This is a genomic window from Nonomuraea sp. NPDC049784 (assembly GCF_040659615.1).
In the GTDB taxonomy this organism is placed as follows: domain Bacteria; phylum Actinomycetota; class Actinomycetes; order Streptosporangiales; family Streptosporangiaceae; genus Nonomuraea.
The window spans coordinates 12,302-30,443 of the sequence record NZ_JBFAMX010000073.1 but is presented as its reverse complement, the minus strand read 5'-3'; the positions used below and the strand labels follow the sequence as shown (position 1 = coordinate 30,443).

Below are 18,142 nucleotides of genomic sequence, written 5' to 3'. Positions count from 1 at the left end.
GGCGTCACTCCGCCGCCCATGCCCGAGCCGGCCGCGCTGGCCATCTTCGCCGCCGACCACGGCGTGCACGCCCGCGGCGTCACTCCGTGGCCGCAGGAAGTCACGGTGCAGATGGTGGCGAACTTCCTGTCCGGCGGCGCGGTCGCCAACGCCCTCGCCGCCCAGGCCGGCGTGTCGGTCACGGTGGTGGACGTAGGCGTCGCCGCCGACCTGCCCGACGCGCCCAGCCTGGTCAGGCAGAAGATCGGGTACGGCACCGACGACCTGTCGAAGGGGCCCGCGATGAGCGTGGACCAGGCGGTCAGGGCGCTGGAGGCGGGGATCGGCGTGGCCCGCGACCTGGTGGCCGGCGGGGCCCGCTGCCTGATCACCGGCGACATGGGCATCGCGAACACCACGGCCTCCGCCGCCCTGATCGCCGTGTTCGCCGGCCGGGACCCGGCCGAGGTGACCGGCAGGGGCACGGGGATCGACGACGAGACGTACAAGCACAAGGTGGACGTCGTCCGTGAGGCCCTGCGCACGAACGGCCTGTCGGGAGCCCTGATCTCGCCCAGCGAGGCGCTGCGGGCGCTGGCAGCGGTCGGCGGGTTCGAGCACGCGGCCATCGCGGGCTTCATCCTGGGCGGCGCCGCGGCCCGCGTGCCGGTGATCCTGGACGGCGTCATCGCCGGCGCCGCCGCCCTCGTAGCCGCCGCGCTCGACCCCGCCGCGATCGACCACTGCGTGGCGGGCCACCGCTCGGCCGAGCCCGGCCACACCGCCGCGCTCGAGCACCTCGGGTTGCGCCCGCTGGTGGACCTCGAGCTGCGGCTGGGCGAGGGGTCGGGCGGCCTGCTCGCGCATCCGCTGGTCTGCTCGGCCGTACGGGTCATGCACGACGTGGCCACGTTCGACTCGGCGGGAGTGACCGAAAAGCCCGTATGAGGAGTTGATCAGTGACCCGTTACGGCCCCATGTACGGCCCCGACATCACGTTCCTCGGCGTGGACCGTTGTGACGTCAACGATCCGGCCTCGTACGAGGACGCGGACGTGGTGATCGTGGGCGCCCCCTTCGACGGCGGCACCAGCAACCGTCCCGGCGCCAGGTTCGGCCCGATGGCGCTGCGCCAGGCCTGCTACCTGCCGCATGACGGCTCCAGGCCCAGCCTGGCGCTGCGCGTGGATGCCCTGCGCGACCTGCGGGTGCTCGACGCGGGTGACGTCGAGTGCTATTCGGGCGACGTCGAGGGCTCGCTGGCCGCGATCGAGGAGGCCGTGCACCGCGTGGCCGCCTCTGGGGCGATTCCGCTGGTGCTCGGGGGCGACCACACGGTCGCGCTGCCCGACGCGCGCGGCACCGCCAGGGCCCACGCGGCAGGCCGTACCTCGATGATCCACTTCGACGCGCACGCCGACACCGGGAACATCGCCTTCGGCCACCTCCACGGCCACGGGCAGCCGATGCGGCGGCTCATCGAGTCCGGCGCCATCCGCGGCGACAGGTTCCTGCAGATCGGGTTGCGGGGCTACTGGCCGGAGCCGGAGACACTGAGCTGGATGGCCCAGCAAAACATGCGTTCGTACGAAATGACGGAGATTGTGGCCCGTGGGCTGGAGGAGTGCCTGACGGAGTCGTTCACGATCGCGCTCGATGAGTGCGACCAGGTCTTCCTGTCCGTGGACATCGACGTCTGCGACCCCGGGCACGCGCCCGGCACCGGGACGCCCGAGCCCGGGGGACTGACCGCCAGGCAGCTGCTCGACGCCGTTCGCCGGATCTGCTACGAACTGCCCGTGGCCGGCATGGAAGTGGTCGAGGTTGCGCCGCCGTACGACCACGCGGACATCACCGCGTACCTCGGGAACCGGGTTATCCTTGAGGCACTGTCAGCGATGGCCAGACGCCGTAAGGATGAGCAGGGCGGGCCTCGCTGGGATCCGCGGCAGCCCCTTCTCGACGGTCGTTAACCCGTGCGCAGCAAATGACGCAGTCAGAGCCGGTAGGTTTACGTCCTAACACAAAGCTTCGCGAACGGGAGATTCCCCCCATGGGTCCCTACCTCCTCGGCCTGCGGCTTTCCGGCCGCCGGGTTCTCGTCGTGGGCGGCGGGCGCGTCGCACAGCGGCGGGTCCCCGCGCTGCTAGAGGCCGGTGCGGAGGTCACGGTCGTGTCACCGGGTGTGACGCCGGCGCTCGACGACCTGATCGCCGCCGGCAGGGTCACCTGGCACGCCCGGCCCTACGAGGTCGGCGACTGCGACGGAGCCTGGCTCGTGCAGGCCTGCACCGACGACAGGTCCGTCAACACCGCGGTCGCCGCGGAGGCGGAGGCCAAGCGCGTGTGGTGCGTGCGGGCCGACGACAAGGACGCCTCCGCCGCCTGGACGCCCGCCACGGGACGGGTCGACGAGATAAGCGTGGCGGTCACCGCGGGCGGCGACCCGCGCAGGGCCGCCGGCATCAGGGACGCGGTCGTGGGCGCGCTGCGCGACGGCACGGTCGACGCCCGGCGAAACCGCACCAAGCCGGTCGGCGTGGCCCTCGTCGGCGGCGGTCCCGGCGACCCGGGCCTGATCACGGTGCGGGGGCGGCAGCTCCTCGCGCAGGCCGACGTGGTGGTCGCCGATCGGCTCGCGCCCCGCGCGCTGCTCGACGAGCTGGCCCCCGACGTCGAGCTGATCGACGCCGCCAAGGTCCCCTACGGCCGGTCGCTGTCCCAGGAGACCATCAACGAGCTGCTCATCGACCGCGCCAGGCAGGGCAAGTTCGTGGTCAGGCTCAAGGGCGGCGACCCGTTCGTGTTCGGGCGCGGCGGCGAGGAGATGATCGCCTGCGCCCGCTCCGGCATCCCCGTGCTGGTGGTGCCCGGCATCACGAGCGCCGTGGCGGTGCCCGCGTCCGCCGGGGTCCCGGTGACGCACCGGGGGGTCAGCCAAGAGTTCCACGTGATCTCCGTGCACGTGGCGCCCGACGATCCCAAATCCACCGTCGACTGGCCCGCGCTGGCCCGTTCCCAGGGCACTCTGGTGCTGCTGATGGCCGTCGAACGGCTGGCGAAGGTGGCCGAGGCCCTCCTTCGAGACGGACGTTCCCCGGACACTCCCGCAATGGTGGTACAGGACGGTACCCTTCCGACCCAGCGGGCGGTCATCGCTTCGCTTTCCACCGTGGCCGACCGCGTGTCCGCGGCTGGGATCCGGCCGCCGGCGATCGTCATCGTCGGCGACGTCGTGAGGGTCGGCCAGGAGGTCGAGATGGTTCGAGCGGAGCGCTTGCCGTGAACACGGCCATGGGTGATGGGTGGCAGGAGGCGCCGGGGGAGCAGACGTTGAGCTTCCGCCCGGTGAGTGACGACGACCTGGCCGGGGTGCGGGACGACGACGGCTTCGACGCGTTCGGCACGAAGGGCGCGCGAAAGGGCTCCGGCGCTGCCGCGGACGACCAGAGCGCTCCCGAGGAGCCTCCGGCTTCCGGGGACACTGGGGCGTCGGAGGAAGCTGCCGCTGCTTCGGAGGAGGCCGGGGCCGCCGAAGACACCGCGCCTTCCGAAGACACCGCGCCTTCCCAGGAGCTCACGACTTCCGAAGAGCCAGAGGCTTCGGCTTCGGAGGAGCAACCCTCGTCGGAGCAACCACCGGCTTCCGCGGAGGCCGCCGAGCCGACCGCCGCCGAGCCGGATCCGGCGGCACCCGCCGAATCCACTGCCGCGGCGGGCTCGGATGTGTCCGGGGAGTCCGCCGCTGTGTCGGGTCCGGATGCGTCCGACGAGTCGCCCGCCGCGTCCGACGAGTCCTCTGCTGCGGGTTCCGTTGCGTCCGGCGAGTCCGCTGCGGCGGATCCGGACGTGTCCGGCGAGCCCGTCGACACGGTGGATCAGCCCATGCCGGAGTCCGCTGCGGCGGCCGATGACGCCGTGTCCGAGGAGCCCGCCGCTGACGTGGCTGAGGCCGCCTCCGCCGGGCCCGCCGATCCCGTGGACGCGGCCGATTCCGAGCGCCCCTCTCTCTTCGTGAAGCCCGCCATACTCGGTGGCCCAGGAGCCCGCAAGGCGTCTTCCGCCGTACCTCCGGCTGTACAGGACGAGCCTGGTGGACGGGATGAGGTGGCGGACCCTAGCGCCGAGCAGCAGGGCGCCGAGGAGTCGTCAAGCGGCGAGCAGCCACAAGCCACGGCAGCGGACGACGAGCAGCCGCGAGACGCGGACGCGACTGACGAGCAGCCCCAGACAGAGCAACCCCGGAGCGAGCAGGCGCAGGATGACCTGCCGCCGGGCGTGGAGGCTCAGGGCGAACGGCAGCCGGGCGACGGCGACGCGCCTGTGGAAGACGAGCCCAAGGGAGGGCCGCGGCGCGCGGAGGAGTTGCCCCCCGAGGCCGCCGAGGCGCTGATGGCGGCGCTCGACACGCTCAGGCAAACCGTCGCGGACCTGCGCTTCGGCCTGGACCTGCCCGGCGTGGAGGAGGCCAAGCAGACGCAGGCCGACCTGCTGGCCCAGCTCGAGGACTACGTGCTGCCCAGGGTCAGGACCAGCGCCGCCCCCGCCCTCATCGTGATCGCGGGCTCCACCGGCGCGGGCAAGTCCACCCTGGTCAACACACTGGCCGAGAAGAACATCTCCCGCACCGGCGTACGCCGCCCGACCACCGGCGTCCCCGTCCTGGTCTGCCACCCGGACGACCGGGAGTGGTTCGCGGAGGGAGAGCTGCTCGGCGGTCTCGAACGCATCGACAAGCCGTCCCCCGAGGCCGGGATGCGAAGCGTGGTCGTCGTCGCGACCGAGAAGCTTCCGCAGGGCGTCGCGCTGCTCGACACCCCGGACATCGACTCGGTCGTCGAGGAGCACCACGAGATCGCCCACCGCATGCTGGACGCCGCCGACCTGTGGATCTTCGTGACCACGGCGGCCCGCTACGCCGACGCCCCCGCCTGGAGTCTGCTGAAGCTGGCCAAGGAGCGTGGCGCCCGGCTCGCGATCGTGCTGTCGCGCGTGCAGCCGAGGGCCGCCGAGGTCGTGCTGAAGCATTTCGTACGGATGCTCACCGAATACGGCCTGGGCGAGATCGACAGGTTCGTCATCAGCGAGTCGAAGGTCACCGACGGCAGGCTGCCCGACAGCGAGGTCACCGAGCTGCGGCTCTGGCTGGCCGAGCTGTCGGTGGACGAGGAGCGCAGAGCTCAGGCGGTGCGCGAGACGCTCAACGGCGTGCTCAACAGCTTCCGCACCCGCGTACCCGCACTGGCCAGGCATCTTGAGGGGCAGGTCGCGTTCAGGACGGAGCTGCGCAGCGACGTGGAGGCGGCCTTCCTCGGCGCGCTCAGCGAGATCGACAAGGCGTCGAAGAACGGTTCGCTGCTGCACGGCGAGGTGCTGGCCCGCTGGCAGGACTTCGCCGGCTCCGGCGACCTCATGCGCTCGCTGCAGCTGCGCAAGCGAGGCCGGTCGGCCAAGCACGCGCCGGAGCGGGTGCTGGCGTTCAAGGCGGCGATCCGCGCCGGACTCGAGTCGGTGATCGTCGCCGCCGCCAACCGCGCCACCGAGGAGGTGGTCGCGCGCTGGCGGCACCGTTCGGAGCTGGGCGCCAAGCTCGGCGAAGGCCTCGACAGGCCATCCGACAATCTCGTACGTCACACCGGCCGCGCAATCGCGTCCTGGCAGGAGCACCTGAGCGAACTGGTTCGCACCGACGGCGTGGCGAAGCGGTCGGTGTCGAAGCTGGTGTCGTTCGACCCCGACTCACTCGCGTTGATCTTCACCGTCGCGATGTTCAGCGGGAGCAACGGCGAAGGGGTGCCGCACCGGCTGGTCAACGCCCTGCTCGGCGCCGAATCGCTACGTGGCATCGGCGCCAAGGCGCTCAGCGATTTGCGGGCCAGGATCGGCATGCTGTTCGACGAGGAATCCATGCGTTACGTGCAAGCGCTCGACTCCGCGGGCATCCCGGACGAGTCCGTGGCGACCCGCCTCTACCAGGCGACGTACAACCTGGAGGTCGTCCGATGACGACCATGACCACCAGGCCAGGGCTGGCTTCGCGGCTGTCCGCGCTCACCAAGGTGGTGGAGCACGGTCCGGGACGGCTGGACAGGAAGCTGCTCAACGAGGCCAACGCGCTGCTGCAGCAGGCGGGAGACCGGCTCAAGCTTTCGTCCGAGCACACGGTCGTCGCTCTGGCGGGCGGCACGGGCAGCGGCAAGTCGTCGCTGTTCAACGCCATCTCGGGGCTCGAGCTGTCACCCACCGGCGTACGCCGGCCGACCACCGCCCGCACGCACGCCTGCGTGTGGGGGCTGGAGGGCGCGGGGCCGCTGCTCGACTGGCTGCAGATCCAGTGGCGGCACCGTTTCTCCCGGGCCAGCGCGCTCGACAAGGGCGACAGCCAGCTCCACGGGCTGATCCTGCTCGACCTGCCCGATCACGACTCGATCAGGGCGCTCACCGACACCGAGGCCGACCGCCTCATCGGCCTGGCGGACCTGGTGGTGTGGGTGCTGGACCCGCAGAAGTACGCCGACGCGTCCACGCACCGCCGCTACGTGACGGAGCTCGCGGGGCACGAGGCGGTGACTGTGTTCGCGCTCAACCAGGCCGACCGGCTCACCAAGGAAGAGCTGGCCGAGCTGGTCATCGACCTCAACGATCTGCTGCGCCGCGAGGGCGTCGAGCATCCCAGCGTGGTCCCCACCTCGGCGGTCACGGGCCGGGGCATCGAGAGCCTCAGGAGCGTTATCGCGACGGCGGTCGCCCGCCGGCGTGCCGCCATCCAGAAGCTGGAGGCCGACCTGCACCGGCTGGAGCAGCGCCTCAGCAAGGCGATGCCGCTGGGCGAGGCCCTGTCGGCGCCGTCCGCGGTGGACGAGGCCCGCCGGATGGGGCTGACGGACGCGCTGTGCGACGCGGTGGGCGTGCCGGCCGTGGGCGAGGCCATGGAGAACGTCTACGCGGAGCGGTCGAACCAGTGGGTCGGCTGGCCGTACCCGCGGTGGATCTCGAAGTTCCGCTCGAACCCCCTGAAGAGCCTGCGCCTGCAGGACGTGGGGGAGGAGATCCGCGGCATCACGACCGGCGTGAGCGCACAGTCGGCCGAAGTCGCCAACGCCGTGCAAGCTCTCGCCGACGGGCTGTCCGTGGGGATGCACCCGGTGTGGCGGACCACGGTGCACCAGGCGGCCAGATCCCGCTCGGGACAGCTCCCGAAGGCGCTGACAGAGGACCTCACAGAGGTGGCGCCGCAGCTCGACCGGGTGCCCGCGTGGTGGCGGGTGCTCAATGTGTGGCAGTACGTCCTGGTGGTGGCGTTCGTGGCGGGACTGGCCTGGCTGGCGGCCGGCCTGCTGATGCCCGGGCAGTTGCCTCCGGCGCTGGAGGTGCTGGGCGACACCGCGACGCTGCCGTGGGTGGGGCTCATGATGGCGTCGGTGCTGGGGCTGGGAGCGCTGTCGGGCATCGCGTCCCGCAACTTCGTCGAGCTGGGGGCCTCTCGGGAGCGGGAGCGGCTGGAGCGCGAGATGAGGCGCCGGGTGGCCGCTGTGTCGGCGACGATGGTGGTGGAGCCGGTGGAGCGGGAACTGGTCCGCCACCACGCCTTCTACACGGCCCTGAGGGACCTGTCCTCCTGACGACACCCCGGCTGCCGCGGGTGCGGCGGCCGGTGATGTCGTCGGGGCCGCCGCCACTTTAGGGCCCTCCCTCGACACACCCTTACCAGCCTCCGCCCGCAACCTTCGCCACGGCGGGGACTCCACCTTCGGACCTTCGCTCCGGTGAACGACCCCTTCCCGGGCTTCGCTACAGCGGGGGCCGCACCTCCGGTCTCGGCCACGGCAGGTGGCGGACTATCCCCAGCCCCGGTCGCCACAGACGCCTCCATCCACAGAACCGCGTTCCAGAGCCCGTGAGCAACCCCTTCCCCGGCACCCTTTTCCCAGATCGCGGGCAGCCGGCCCGCCGCATGGGAGGCACGGGATGAACGACATTTACATCACGCTCACCGGTAACGTCGCGGCAGAGCCGAGGCAGTACAGCTTCGAGGACGGCAGCAAGGTCACCTCGCTGAAGGTGTTCTCCTCACACCGCTACTTCGACAAGAAGACGGGCCAGTGGGTGGACGGCGACCGGATGTGCTTCACGGTCCGCTGCTGGCGCGCGTTGGGAGACAACGTCGCCGGCTCCATCCGGGCAGGACACCCTGTGGTGATCTCAGGCAAGCTGCGCATCCGCGAGTTCGGCCCGGAGGGTGATCGCCGTTTCGTGCCCGAGATAGAGGCCAGCGCCGTGGGGCACGACCTGCGCTGGGGCACTGGTGTCTTCACCAAGCCCGACCGTTCCGGAACCACGTCGATGAGCAAGGAGATGCGCGACCGCCTGGACGAGGAGACCCGAGACTGGGCCATGGGCAGCACCCGCAGCTTCCGAAGCCTCACCCGCTCAGGACCCACCACGGAGGCCAACCCCTTCCACGCCCTGGAAAACGACCGCTCCCTGGGGACGGACTACGACGCCGTACGCACTCTGGCAGCGGAAGGCGACACCCCACCCTCGCTGAGAGCAGAGGACACCACCGTGCGCTCCCTGAGCGGGGCGGACACCACCGTGGGCTCTCCGAGCGAGGGCGGCACCATGGGCTCCCTGAGCGACGAGGGAGCCGTGGGCTCCCTGAGCGAGGAGGGCAGCTCGGCACGTTCTTCGGAGGAAGAGGACGGCACCACGCGCCCCGTGGGGGAGGACCTGCGAAGCCTGGGAGCGGACGGCGGCGTAGTGCGCATCCTGGGCGCCGAGGCTGACGAGACGACGCTCATGGTGGACGGCGATGGAGATGGCGACGCCGAGCGACTGACGCTGGAGGAGCGAGTAGCGGCATAGGCGCACGTGCAGGGGGCACCGACCGCCCGACCGGTGCCCCCACACATCCGGCCCCGACGTCCTATCGCTTCCACATGCCAACGGCCTGGCGGTCTGGTGCCTCGACGGCCCAGCAGCTCCACAGCTCAGCGGTCCGGCGGCGCGACGGTCTGGCGATCCGGTCGCTCGGCGGCTCCAGAGCCCGGTGGTCTGGTGGCTTAGCGGTCCGATGGCTCGGCGGCCTGGTGGGGCTCGATGGTCCGGTGGCTCGGCGGCTCCACAATCCGGTGGTCCGGTGGTTCGGCAGGCCAACGCCGAGTCCGGCACCGTTGGCCGTGAGCGCGGGCAAGCGGTGACAAGGAGGGAGTCCGGACCAGGCGGAGGCACGCTGGCGGAAGCAGCGCAGGGGCGGAAACGTAGAGAGGTTGAGATGGAGGGGGGAGGAGGGGGCACCGGCCGTGGTTCCCGTTGACTGACACCCCCGAGGGGCGGCCGATGGTGTTGTCCACGGCAGATGGCTAGAGCATCTGTCAGGTCCAGATCACGCCCCGCACCATGGTTGCTCCTTTCCGGCACGGCTGTCCATCACGGCCTGCCCTTGGCGGGAGCAGGTGTGCGTAGTCATTGCCAACGTATCCGTTCCCATCGCACATCGCACACTCCGCAATTATTGTGTTACACATCGTTAGTCAGGGAGGAGACGAGAATGGCGGCGACCAGTCACGCCTCGGTCAGGTCTGGCGACGGTGTGTCAACTCTGGCCGGTCGCTGGCCGTTGCTGGGCCAACGCCGCCCGCTCGTGGTCTACCTGTGCGCGATTGTCGCCCTGGACTTGGCCGCAATCATGGTGTGCGCCGTGACCACCGTCTTCCAGTGGCATGATTTGCTCACATTTGGCGCTCTCATGGCGTGCGGCGCGGTCTGCATCGAGGCCACCAGGAGGCTGGGGATGCCCGCCGGGGTCTCGCGGGACCTGTTGTCGGCCTGGTGGCTGCCGGTGGCGCTGCTTCTGCCGCCGCTTTACGCCATCTTCGCGCCGATCGTGCTGCAGGTCCTACTGCAGGTACGGGTGCGGGCGACCGTTCTCTACCGCCGGGTGTTCACCTCGGCCGCCATTGGGCTGGCCGGATGTACGGCCTCCGTCGCGTTCCACTGGTTCGTCGATGACCCGTGGGTGCTGCCGCAGGGGAGCGGCCCGCCGATCCTTTACGCGGTGGCGGCGGCCGTGCTGTTCTCCCTGCTCAACATCGCCCTCATCGCGATCGCCGCCCACACCGCCGACCCCGACATCGCGTGGCGGGAGGTCCTGTGGGACCGGGAGAGCATGACTCTGGACATCGTCGAGCTCTGCCTGGGCGTCACGGTCGCGATTTGCTGCGGCCTCAACCTGGCCCTGCTGATCCTGACGCTGCCGCCGGTGGTGCTGCTGCAGCGCAGCCTTCTCCATGCTCAGCTCCAGGCCGCCGCCCGTACCGATGCCAAGACGGGGCTGCTGAACGCCGCCGCGTGGCAGCGCGAGGCCGACACCGAGATCGTCCGGGCCCGCAGGACGGGCGACAGCCTGGCGGTCCTGATCATCGACATCGACCACTTCAAACGGGTCAACGACGCCTACGGTCACCTGGTCGGCGACCAGGTGCTGGTGGCCGTGGCATCCACGTTGCGCGGCCAGCTACGGGACTATGACGTGGTGGGGCGGTTCGGGGGCGAGGAGTTCGTGGTCCTGCTGCCCGGCGCCGACAGCCTCGAGGCCCGCCAGGTCGCCGAACGCCTCCGCACCCGCGTCGGCCACATGGCGATGCCCGTCGACGACACCCTTATCGGGGTGACCATCTCGGTCGGAGTGGCTTTGATGAGCGTCCACGGAGACGACCTGATCGACCTGCTGGCCGCTGCCGACCTGGCGCTTTACCGGGCGAAGGAGCTCGGACGAGACCGCGTCTGCATCCCCGCCGTCCAACCACCGCCCCCAAGCTCCCTCCCCAACGACCCCATCTCCTGACCTTTCCCCAAGGACGGCCGCTTCCCGTCTCCGTCCCCAGGGGCGCCGGACCTCGACTCCGTCCCCAGGGCGCTGACTGCCGACTCGGTCCCAAGGGGTGGAGCCTCTCGACTCCGCCCCGAGGGCCGTCGGCTCCCGACTCCGGCGGCCAAGACACGGGCTACCGTCTCCGCTCCTAGAGGTGCCGACGCCGATTCCCTCCCCAGGGGTGCCGACTCTCGACTGCGCCCCGAGGGCATCGGCTGCCGACTTCGGTGGCCAGGACACCGACTACTGTCTCCGCCCCACGGGCGCCGCCTCCCGACTCAGCCCACAAGGACGCTGGCCCCCGACTCCGCTCGCCAAGCGCACTGACTCCTGACTCGGCCCTTGGGACGCCGACTCCCGACTCCATCCCCAAGGGCGCTGACTCCTGACTGCCACTCCTGGCTTCAGAGGGGACCACTGCCTCGGATTGGGGTGCTGTCCTGCGCTTATGTCCGACGACGGGAGGCCGATTCCGCACCGATGTTCCCTGCTCGGGACGTCGTGCTGAGCGAGAGCCTCTCTGGAAGGTGGTGTCGTGACGGGCAAGTGCTCTCCACCCGTCGTCGGCGGAGCTCGTGCCCGGTCGTGGGGCCGTCGCTCATAGGGCCGTGCTACATGGGACCGTCGCGATCGGCGGCGCCTCATCTTTGAGGTTGTAGCGGGAGGAGCGGCGGAAGCCCAGGTTCGGAGCCCCTAAGCTAGAGGGCATGCCGGAGTACATCTACACGCTGCAGCGCGTGCGCAAGGCGCACGGCGACAAGGTTGTCCTTGACGACGTCACGCTGTCGTTCCTGCCCGGAGCCAAGATCGGTGTCCTCGGGCCGAACGGCACCGGGAAGTCGACGCTGCTCCGGATGATGGCCGGCCTGGAGCAGCCGTCCAACGGGGATGCCAAGCTCATGCCGGGCTTCACGGTGGGCATGCTCCAGCAGGAGCCGCCGCTCAACGAGGAGAAGACCGTCCTCGGCAACGTGCAGGAGGGCGTCGCCGAGACGATGGCGATGCTCCAGCGCTACAACGAGATCGCCGAGCAGATGGCCACCGACTACAGCGACGAGCTGCTGGAAGAGATGGGCAAGCTGCAGGACCAGCTCGAGCACCGCAACGCTTGGGACCTCGACAGCCAGCTCGAGCAGGCCATGGACGCGCTGCGCTGCCCGCCGCCCGACGCCGAGGTGACGAAGCTGTCCGGTGGTGAGCGTCGCCGGGTCGCGCTGTGCAAGCTCCTCCTTGAGGCCCCCGACCTGCTGCTGCTCGACGAGCCCACCAACCACCTCGACGCCGAGAGCGTGCAGTGGCTGGAGCAGCACCTGGAGAAGTACGCCGGCACGGTGCTGGCCGTCACCCACGACCGCTACTTCCTCGACAACGTCGCGGGCTGGATCCTTGAGCTCGACCGCGGCCGCGCGTACGCGTACGAGGGCAATTACTCCACTTACCTGGAGGCCAAGGCGCAGCGTCTCAAGGTCGAGGGCCAGAAGGACGTCAAGCGGAAGAAGCGCCTGGAAGACGAGCTCGAGTGGGTCCGGTCCAACCCGAAGGCCCGCCAGACCAAGAGCAAGGCCCGGCTCCAGCGGTACGAGGAGATGGCCGCGGAGGCGGACAAGTTCCGCAAGCTGGACTTCGACGAGATCCAGATCCCGCCGGGCCCGCGCCTGGGCACCACGGTGATCAAGTCCGACAGCCTGACCAAGGGGTTCGGCGACCGGTTGCTGATGGAGGACCTGACGTTCGACCTGCCGCGGAACGGCATCGTCGGCATCATCGGCCCCAACGGCGTCGGCAAGACCACGCTGTTCCGCATGATCACCGGTAGCGAGACGCCCGACACCGGCTCGGTCACGGTCGGCGACACAGTCAAGATCTCGTACGCCGACCAGAGCCGCGGCGGCATCGACCCGAACAAGAACGTCTGGGAGGTCGTCTCCGACGGGCTCGACCACATCAAGGTCGGCAACGTGGAGATGCCGTCGAGGGCGTACATCGCGGCGTTCGGGTTCAAGGGGCCCGACCAGCAGAAGAAGGCGGGGGTCCTCTCGGGCGGCGAGCGCAACCGGCTCAACCTGGCGCTCACCCTCAAGCAGGGCGGCAACGTGCTGCTGCTCGACGAGCCCACCAACGACCTCGACACGGAGACGCTGTCGTCGCTGGAGAACGCCCTGCTCGACTTCCCGGGTTGCGCGGTGATCACCTCGCACGACCGGTGGTTCCTCGACCGCATCGCCACGCACATCCTGGCGTGGGAGGAAGGGTCGAACTGGTTCTGGTTCGAGGGCAACTTCGCCGACTACGAGAAGAACAAGATCGAGCGTCTCGGCGCCGACGCCGCCCGTCCCCACCGCGTCACGTACCGGAAGCTCCACCGCGACTGACCCGGATCGCGGTATCTCCGGTCCCGCGTGCATCACGCGGGACCGATGATCACCATGGCGCGGAAGCCCATGATGTGGTTTCTCGTGGCGTCTGTGGTCCGTGTGTCGGTGACCGTGGTATGGACCGCGTGATCTGGGTGCCTCGTGACGTGGGTGACCTGTGGTGTCAGCGGATTGCGGTGTCAGCGATCCGTAGTGTCGGCCATCTCCGTGTCTGGTCGTCGAGCGTGGACTAGGAGAAGGAACGGGAGCCGGGCCACCAAGACGCCGGTTGGGAGGGCCATCCCGACATTGCCGAAGCGCTTCCGGAAGTGCTGCCCGGTTGGCAAGCCCGTGACAGGCAGGCTACGCCGGCCGGGCTGCGCAAGCCGCGATGGCTGCCAGGCTCGCCGGATGTCGTCGGACGGTGCCGGGTCTTGACGGGTGTCGACGGTGTTGACGGGTGTCGCCAGATACAGCCTGATGCCAAGGTGGATGCCTCTTATGCCAAGGCTGATGCCGTAGGTTCCGGTGTGGCGTGAACGCGTCATGGCAACATCGCGCCCACTCGACGATCTTGACGCAGGTGTGTAAAGTGCCGGATTTTCTTGCTTCGGGATCTTTGATTCCCGCTGCGGGCGCCCGCCCGGCGGCACCCCCTCGTACGTGGGAGCACACCCTTGCGCACCTGGTTAGGCGATCCGGCACGACCACGGCCCGGACGGGCTCGCGGCGGTCGCGTGATCCTCCTCCTCACCCTGCTCGGCACCTTACTCACCGGACTCACCCTCAACCCTCACGCAGCGCTCGCCACCACGGCGACCCAGACCCAGACCCCGACCCCGACGCCTACCTCGACAGCCGCAGAGGAGCGGGTGCAGCCCCTGTGCGAGGCGCCTGCCGAGGGTAGGTACAGCTGCTTCGCCCTGCGTCACGCCCGCCCGGCCGACGACAAGCAGGCCGACACCCCCATGGCCGCGGGCGACACGCCGGACGGCTATGGCCCGGCCGACCTCATCGACGCCTACGAGATCCCCGCCGACGGCGGCGCCGGCCAGACCATCGCGGTCGTCGCCGCGTTCGACGCCCCCACGGCCGAAAAGGATCTCGCCACTTACCGCGAGAAGTACGGCCTGCCGCCGTGCACCACCGCGAATGGCTGCTTCCGCAAGGTGGACCAGCGCGGCGGCACCGACTACCCGGTGGCCGACGCGGGCTGGGCCGGTGAGATCGCGCTCGACCTCGACATGGTCTCCGCGATCGCCCCCCGTGCGAACCTCCTGCTGGTCGAGGCCGACTCCAACTACCCGGACGACCTCGGCGCCGCGGTGGACCAGGCGGTCGCCATGGGCGCCAAGTTCGTCAACAACTCCTACGGCACCGGCCGGGAGTACCCGGACCAAGGCACCCTGGACGTGCACTACAACCACCCGGGCGTGGCCATCGTGGCCGCCTCCGGCGACTGGGGGTACGGCGTGTCGTACCCGGCCGCCTCGACGTATGTGACCTCCGTGGGCGGCACGACGCTGACGCGCGACTCCAGCGAGCGCGGCTGGTCGGAGACCGTGTGGAACTCCTCGTGGGTGAGCCAGGGAACCGGGACGACGGTCTGGGGCGCGACGGGCTCGGGCTGCTCGAAGTACGCGCTCAAGCCCGCCTTCCAGACCGACGCCGGCTGCCAGGGCCGTACCGTCGCCGACGTCTCGGCGGTTGCCGACCCGGTCACCGGCGTGGCGGTCTACAACAGCTACTCCGACGAGGGCTGGTCGGTCTACGGCGGCACGAGCGCGGCCTCCCCCATCGTCACCGCCATCTACGCGGTAGCCGGCACGCCGGTGCAGGACACCGACGCCAACTCCTACCCGTACGCCAACACCGCCGCCCTGTATGACGTCACGAAGGGCGACGACGCGAGCTGCCCGGCGGGCCTGTGCCAGTTCGGCACCGTGCCGCAGTGCGACCCGGCGTACCTGTGCGTGGCCCAGACCGGCTACGACGGCCCGACCGGCATCGGCACGCCGAAAGGCACCGCCGCCTTCCGCGCGGGCCCGCACGGCACGGTCACCGGCAAGGTCACCGACGCCACCACCAAGGCCGCGATCCCCGGGGCGCTGGTGACGCTGGGCCAGTACACGGCCACGACCGACGCGGGCGGCGTCTACAAGATGACCGTCCCGGCCGGTACGTACGAGGGCACGGTGGCCGCGTACGCCTATGCCCAGGGCGCGATCGCCCAGATCACCCTGAGCGACGGCGAGAGCCTCACGCGCGACGTGGCCCTCACCGCGCTGCCCGCGCAGACCGTCTCCGGCACGGTCACGGACGGCGGCGGCCACGGCTGGCCGCTGTACGCCAAGATCGAGATCGAGGGCGTGCCCGGCGGCCCGGTCTTCACCGACCCGGCGACCGGCGAGTACAGCGTCAAGCTGCCGCTGGGCAAGACGTACGAGCTCACCGTCACCGCCGCCTACCAGGGTTACCTCCCCAAGACGGAGACGGTCGAGCTGGGTTCGCAGGCGGTGAGGCGGGATGTGGCTCTGCCCCCGGACGCGGACAAGGCCGACGCGCCCGGCTACTCGCTGACCTACCACGGCGGCGGCGTCCAGGAGTTCGACTCCCGCGAGGCCCCCGAGGGCTGGACGGTCAAGAACAACACCGACAAGGGCGGCTGGCAGTTCGACGACCCGCTCGGGCACGGCAACCAGACCGGCGGTGGCGGCGGATTCGCCATCGTGGACGACTTCGCCCTGGGCTGGGCGGAGGTGGACACCGAGCTGCGCAGCCCTTCCTTCGACCTGTCGCAGGAGAAGGAGCCGGTCGTCGAGTTCGACACCCATTTCCCGCGCATCCAGCAGCTGTACATGCCGCAGGCCGACCTGGACGTCAGCGTGGACGGCGGCGAGACCTGGACCACGCTGTGGCGTTCGCCCCGGGAACAGCCCGGGCCCGCCCACGTGTCAGTCCCGATCGGGGCGCTGGCCGCGGGCAAGAGCGACGTGCGGGTGCGCTTTCACTATGTGGGCCACCTGGGCAACATCTGGCAGGTCGACAAGGTGGCCGTCGGCACCCGCGTGTTCAAGGCGGAGCCGGGCGGGCTGCTGGCGGGCCGGGTGACCGACGCCAGCACCGACGACGGCGTGGTCGGCGCGACCGTGACGACCGGCGGGAACCGTGCCATCAGCGTGGCCACGCCGGAGGACCAGGCTATCGGCGACGGGGTGTACTGGCTGTTCTCCCCGGAGACGGGCCGGCAGGCGGTCACCGCGGAGAAGGCGGCGTTCGGCTACCCGGCCCAGACCCGGAAGCTGAACGTCGTCTCGGGCGCCGTCACGCGGGCCGATTTCAAGCTCGGCACCGGCCGGCTCACCGCCGCCCCCGCCGCGCTCTCGGCCGACGTGACCTGGGGCGAGCAGGACCGGCTCACCTTCACGGTGCGCAACACCGGCACCACCACGACCGCCTTCGAACTGGGTGAGCGCCCGGGACCGGTCAAGACCGGGGACGGCGCCGCCGTCAGCAGGGTCCAGGTGCCGCCCGCGGACCTGGGCAGGACCGGCGGCACCTACAAGGGCAGAGGCGGCACGCCGCCGCAGCCGGGCACCGCCTGGCAGCCGGTGGCCGAACTGCCCGAGGTGAGCACCGGCATGATCGCCGCCACGCACGACGGCAAGCTCTACGCCGGGCTCGGCTCCACCGGGCAGGGGACGCTGTTCTCCAACACGTTCTCCTCCTACGACCCGGAGACCGGCGCCTGGACGAAGCTGACCAGCCCGTGGTACCGGCGCTGGAGCCCGGCCGCCGGCTTCATCGGCGATCGGCTCTACGTCACCTCCGGCCGCGACTCCACCGGCGCCACCGTGGCGGCCACCGAGGCCTACGACCCAGGGACCGGCACGTGGAAGGAGCTCGCGCCCAACCCGTCCCCGTTCGGCTCGTCCGGGTACGCCACGCTCGACGGCAGGCTGTACGTGGTCGGCGGCTGCTACATGGTGGGCATGGGCGCGGAGAACTGCGCGAACAAGGAGGTGATGGTGTACGACCCGGCGGCCGACAAGTGGTCCAAGGCGGCGTCGTACCCGGTGGGCATCTCCCGGCTGGCCTGCGGCGGGATCGACGGCAGGCTGTACTGCGCGGGCGGCATGAACGGGGGCGGCACCTCGGCCGACGCCTACGCCTACGACCCCAAGGCCAACGCCTGGTCGCCGATCGCGGATCTGCCGCTGGACCTGGCGGGATCGGCGTACGCGGTGGCCAACGGCAAGTTGCTGATCTCGACCGGCTTCAGCTACGGGATCGGGGCCGTCACCAACGAGGGCTTCGCCTACGACCCGGCGGCGAACTCCTGGAGCCCGCTGCCCAACGCCGACGCCGCGATGGTCGGCGCAGCCGGGGCCACCGGCTTCTACCTGGTGGGTGGCACGGATGCGGCGACGGGGCTGCCGGTCGGCACGGTACGGCGGCTGCCCGGCTACGACCAGCCGCACGCCGACGTGCCGTGGCTGTCGGCTCGGGCGGCCAGGACGGAGCTGCGGCCGGGGCAGAGCACCACGGTGACCGTGACGCTCGACGCGGACCGGCGTACGACGAGTATGCTCAGCGAGTACACGGCGGCGGTGACGCTGCTGACCGACTCCCCTCACCAGATCGAGCCCGTGCCGGTGACGATGAAGGTGCGGCCGCCCAAGTCATGGGGCCGCCTCACCGGGACTGTGAGCGGTCCTGACGGGCCGCTTGCCGGGGCGTCGGTACGGCTGGAGTACGCGCGCGGCAAGCAGACCGTGGTGACCGGGGCGGACGGCCGGTACGACGTCTGGCTGGAGCGCGGCGCCGGGCCGGTGCGGATCACGGTGACCATGGCGGGCTACGGCACGGCCACCGGGACGGTCGGGGTCAGCGGCGGCGACACCGTGGTCAAGGACTTCACCCTGAGTCCGTAAGA

9 protein-coding genes are annotated in these 18,142 nt (G+C 70.5%); all 9 read left to right on the top strand.

The features are described 5' to 3' along the window. On the top strand, positions 1 to 927 hold a 927-nt coding region (gene cobT / locus AB0J09_RS18085), incomplete at its 5' end, for a nicotinate-nucleotide--dimethylbenzimidazole phosphoribosyltransferase (protein WP_360691695.1). Positions 928 to 938: 11 nt separating this feature from the next. Continuing rightward, on the top strand, positions 939 to 1,952 hold the full coding sequence (gene speB / locus AB0J09_RS18080) for an agmatinase (RefSeq protein WP_360691692.1): 1,014 nt from the start codon (positions 939 to 941) through the stop codon (positions 1,950 to 1,952). A gap of 80 nt (positions 1,953 to 2,032) precedes the next feature. Then, a complete protein-coding gene (cobA, locus tag AB0J09_RS18075) occupies positions 2,033 to 3,265 on the top strand; it encodes a uroporphyrinogen-III C-methyltransferase (protein ID WP_360691689.1) in 1,233 nt (410 codons plus the stop codon). Next, positions 3,262 to 5,985, top strand: coding sequence for a dynamin family protein (locus AB0J09_RS18070; RefSeq protein WP_360691686.1), 2,724 nt, complete (start codon positions 3,262 to 3,264; stop codon positions 5,983 to 5,985). The genes cobA and AB0J09_RS18070 overlap by 4 nt, the downstream gene beginning before the upstream one ends. Further along, positions 5,982 to 7,601 carry a GTP-binding protein gene (locus tag AB0J09_RS18065; protein WP_360691682.1) on the top strand — a complete coding sequence of 540 codons (1,620 nt, stop codon included), beginning with the start codon at positions 5,982 to 5,984 and terminating at the stop codon, positions 7,599 to 7,601. The genes AB0J09_RS18070 and AB0J09_RS18065 overlap by 4 nt, the downstream gene beginning before the upstream one ends. Before the next feature lie 346 nt (positions 7,602 to 7,947). Further along, positions 7,948 to 8,844 carry a single-stranded DNA-binding protein gene (locus AB0J09_RS18060; RefSeq protein ID WP_360691679.1) on the top strand — a complete coding sequence of 299 codons (897 nt, stop codon included), beginning with the start codon at positions 7,948 to 7,950 and terminating at the stop codon, positions 8,842 to 8,844. Between the two features lie 685 nt (positions 8,845 to 9,529). After that, positions 9,530 to 10,825: a GGDEF domain-containing protein gene (locus tag AB0J09_RS18055; protein WP_360691676.1), complete on the top strand. Its 1,296-nt coding sequence runs from the start codon at positions 9,530 to 9,532 to the stop codon at positions 10,823 to 10,825. A 734-nt stretch (positions 10,826 to 11,559) separates the two neighbouring features. After that, a complete protein-coding gene (gene ettA, locus AB0J09_RS18050; RefSeq protein ID WP_360691673.1) occupies positions 11,560 to 13,224 on the top strand; it encodes an energy-dependent translational throttle protein EttA in 1,665 nt (554 codons plus the stop codon). Between the two features lie 719 nt (positions 13,225 to 13,943). After that, positions 13,944 to 18,140, top strand: a complete 4,197-nt coding sequence (locus AB0J09_RS18045; RefSeq protein ID WP_360691670.1) for a carboxypeptidase regulatory-like domain-containing protein — start codon at positions 13,944 to 13,946, stop codon at positions 18,138 to 18,140. Positions 18,141 to 18,142 lie beyond the last annotated feature (2 nt).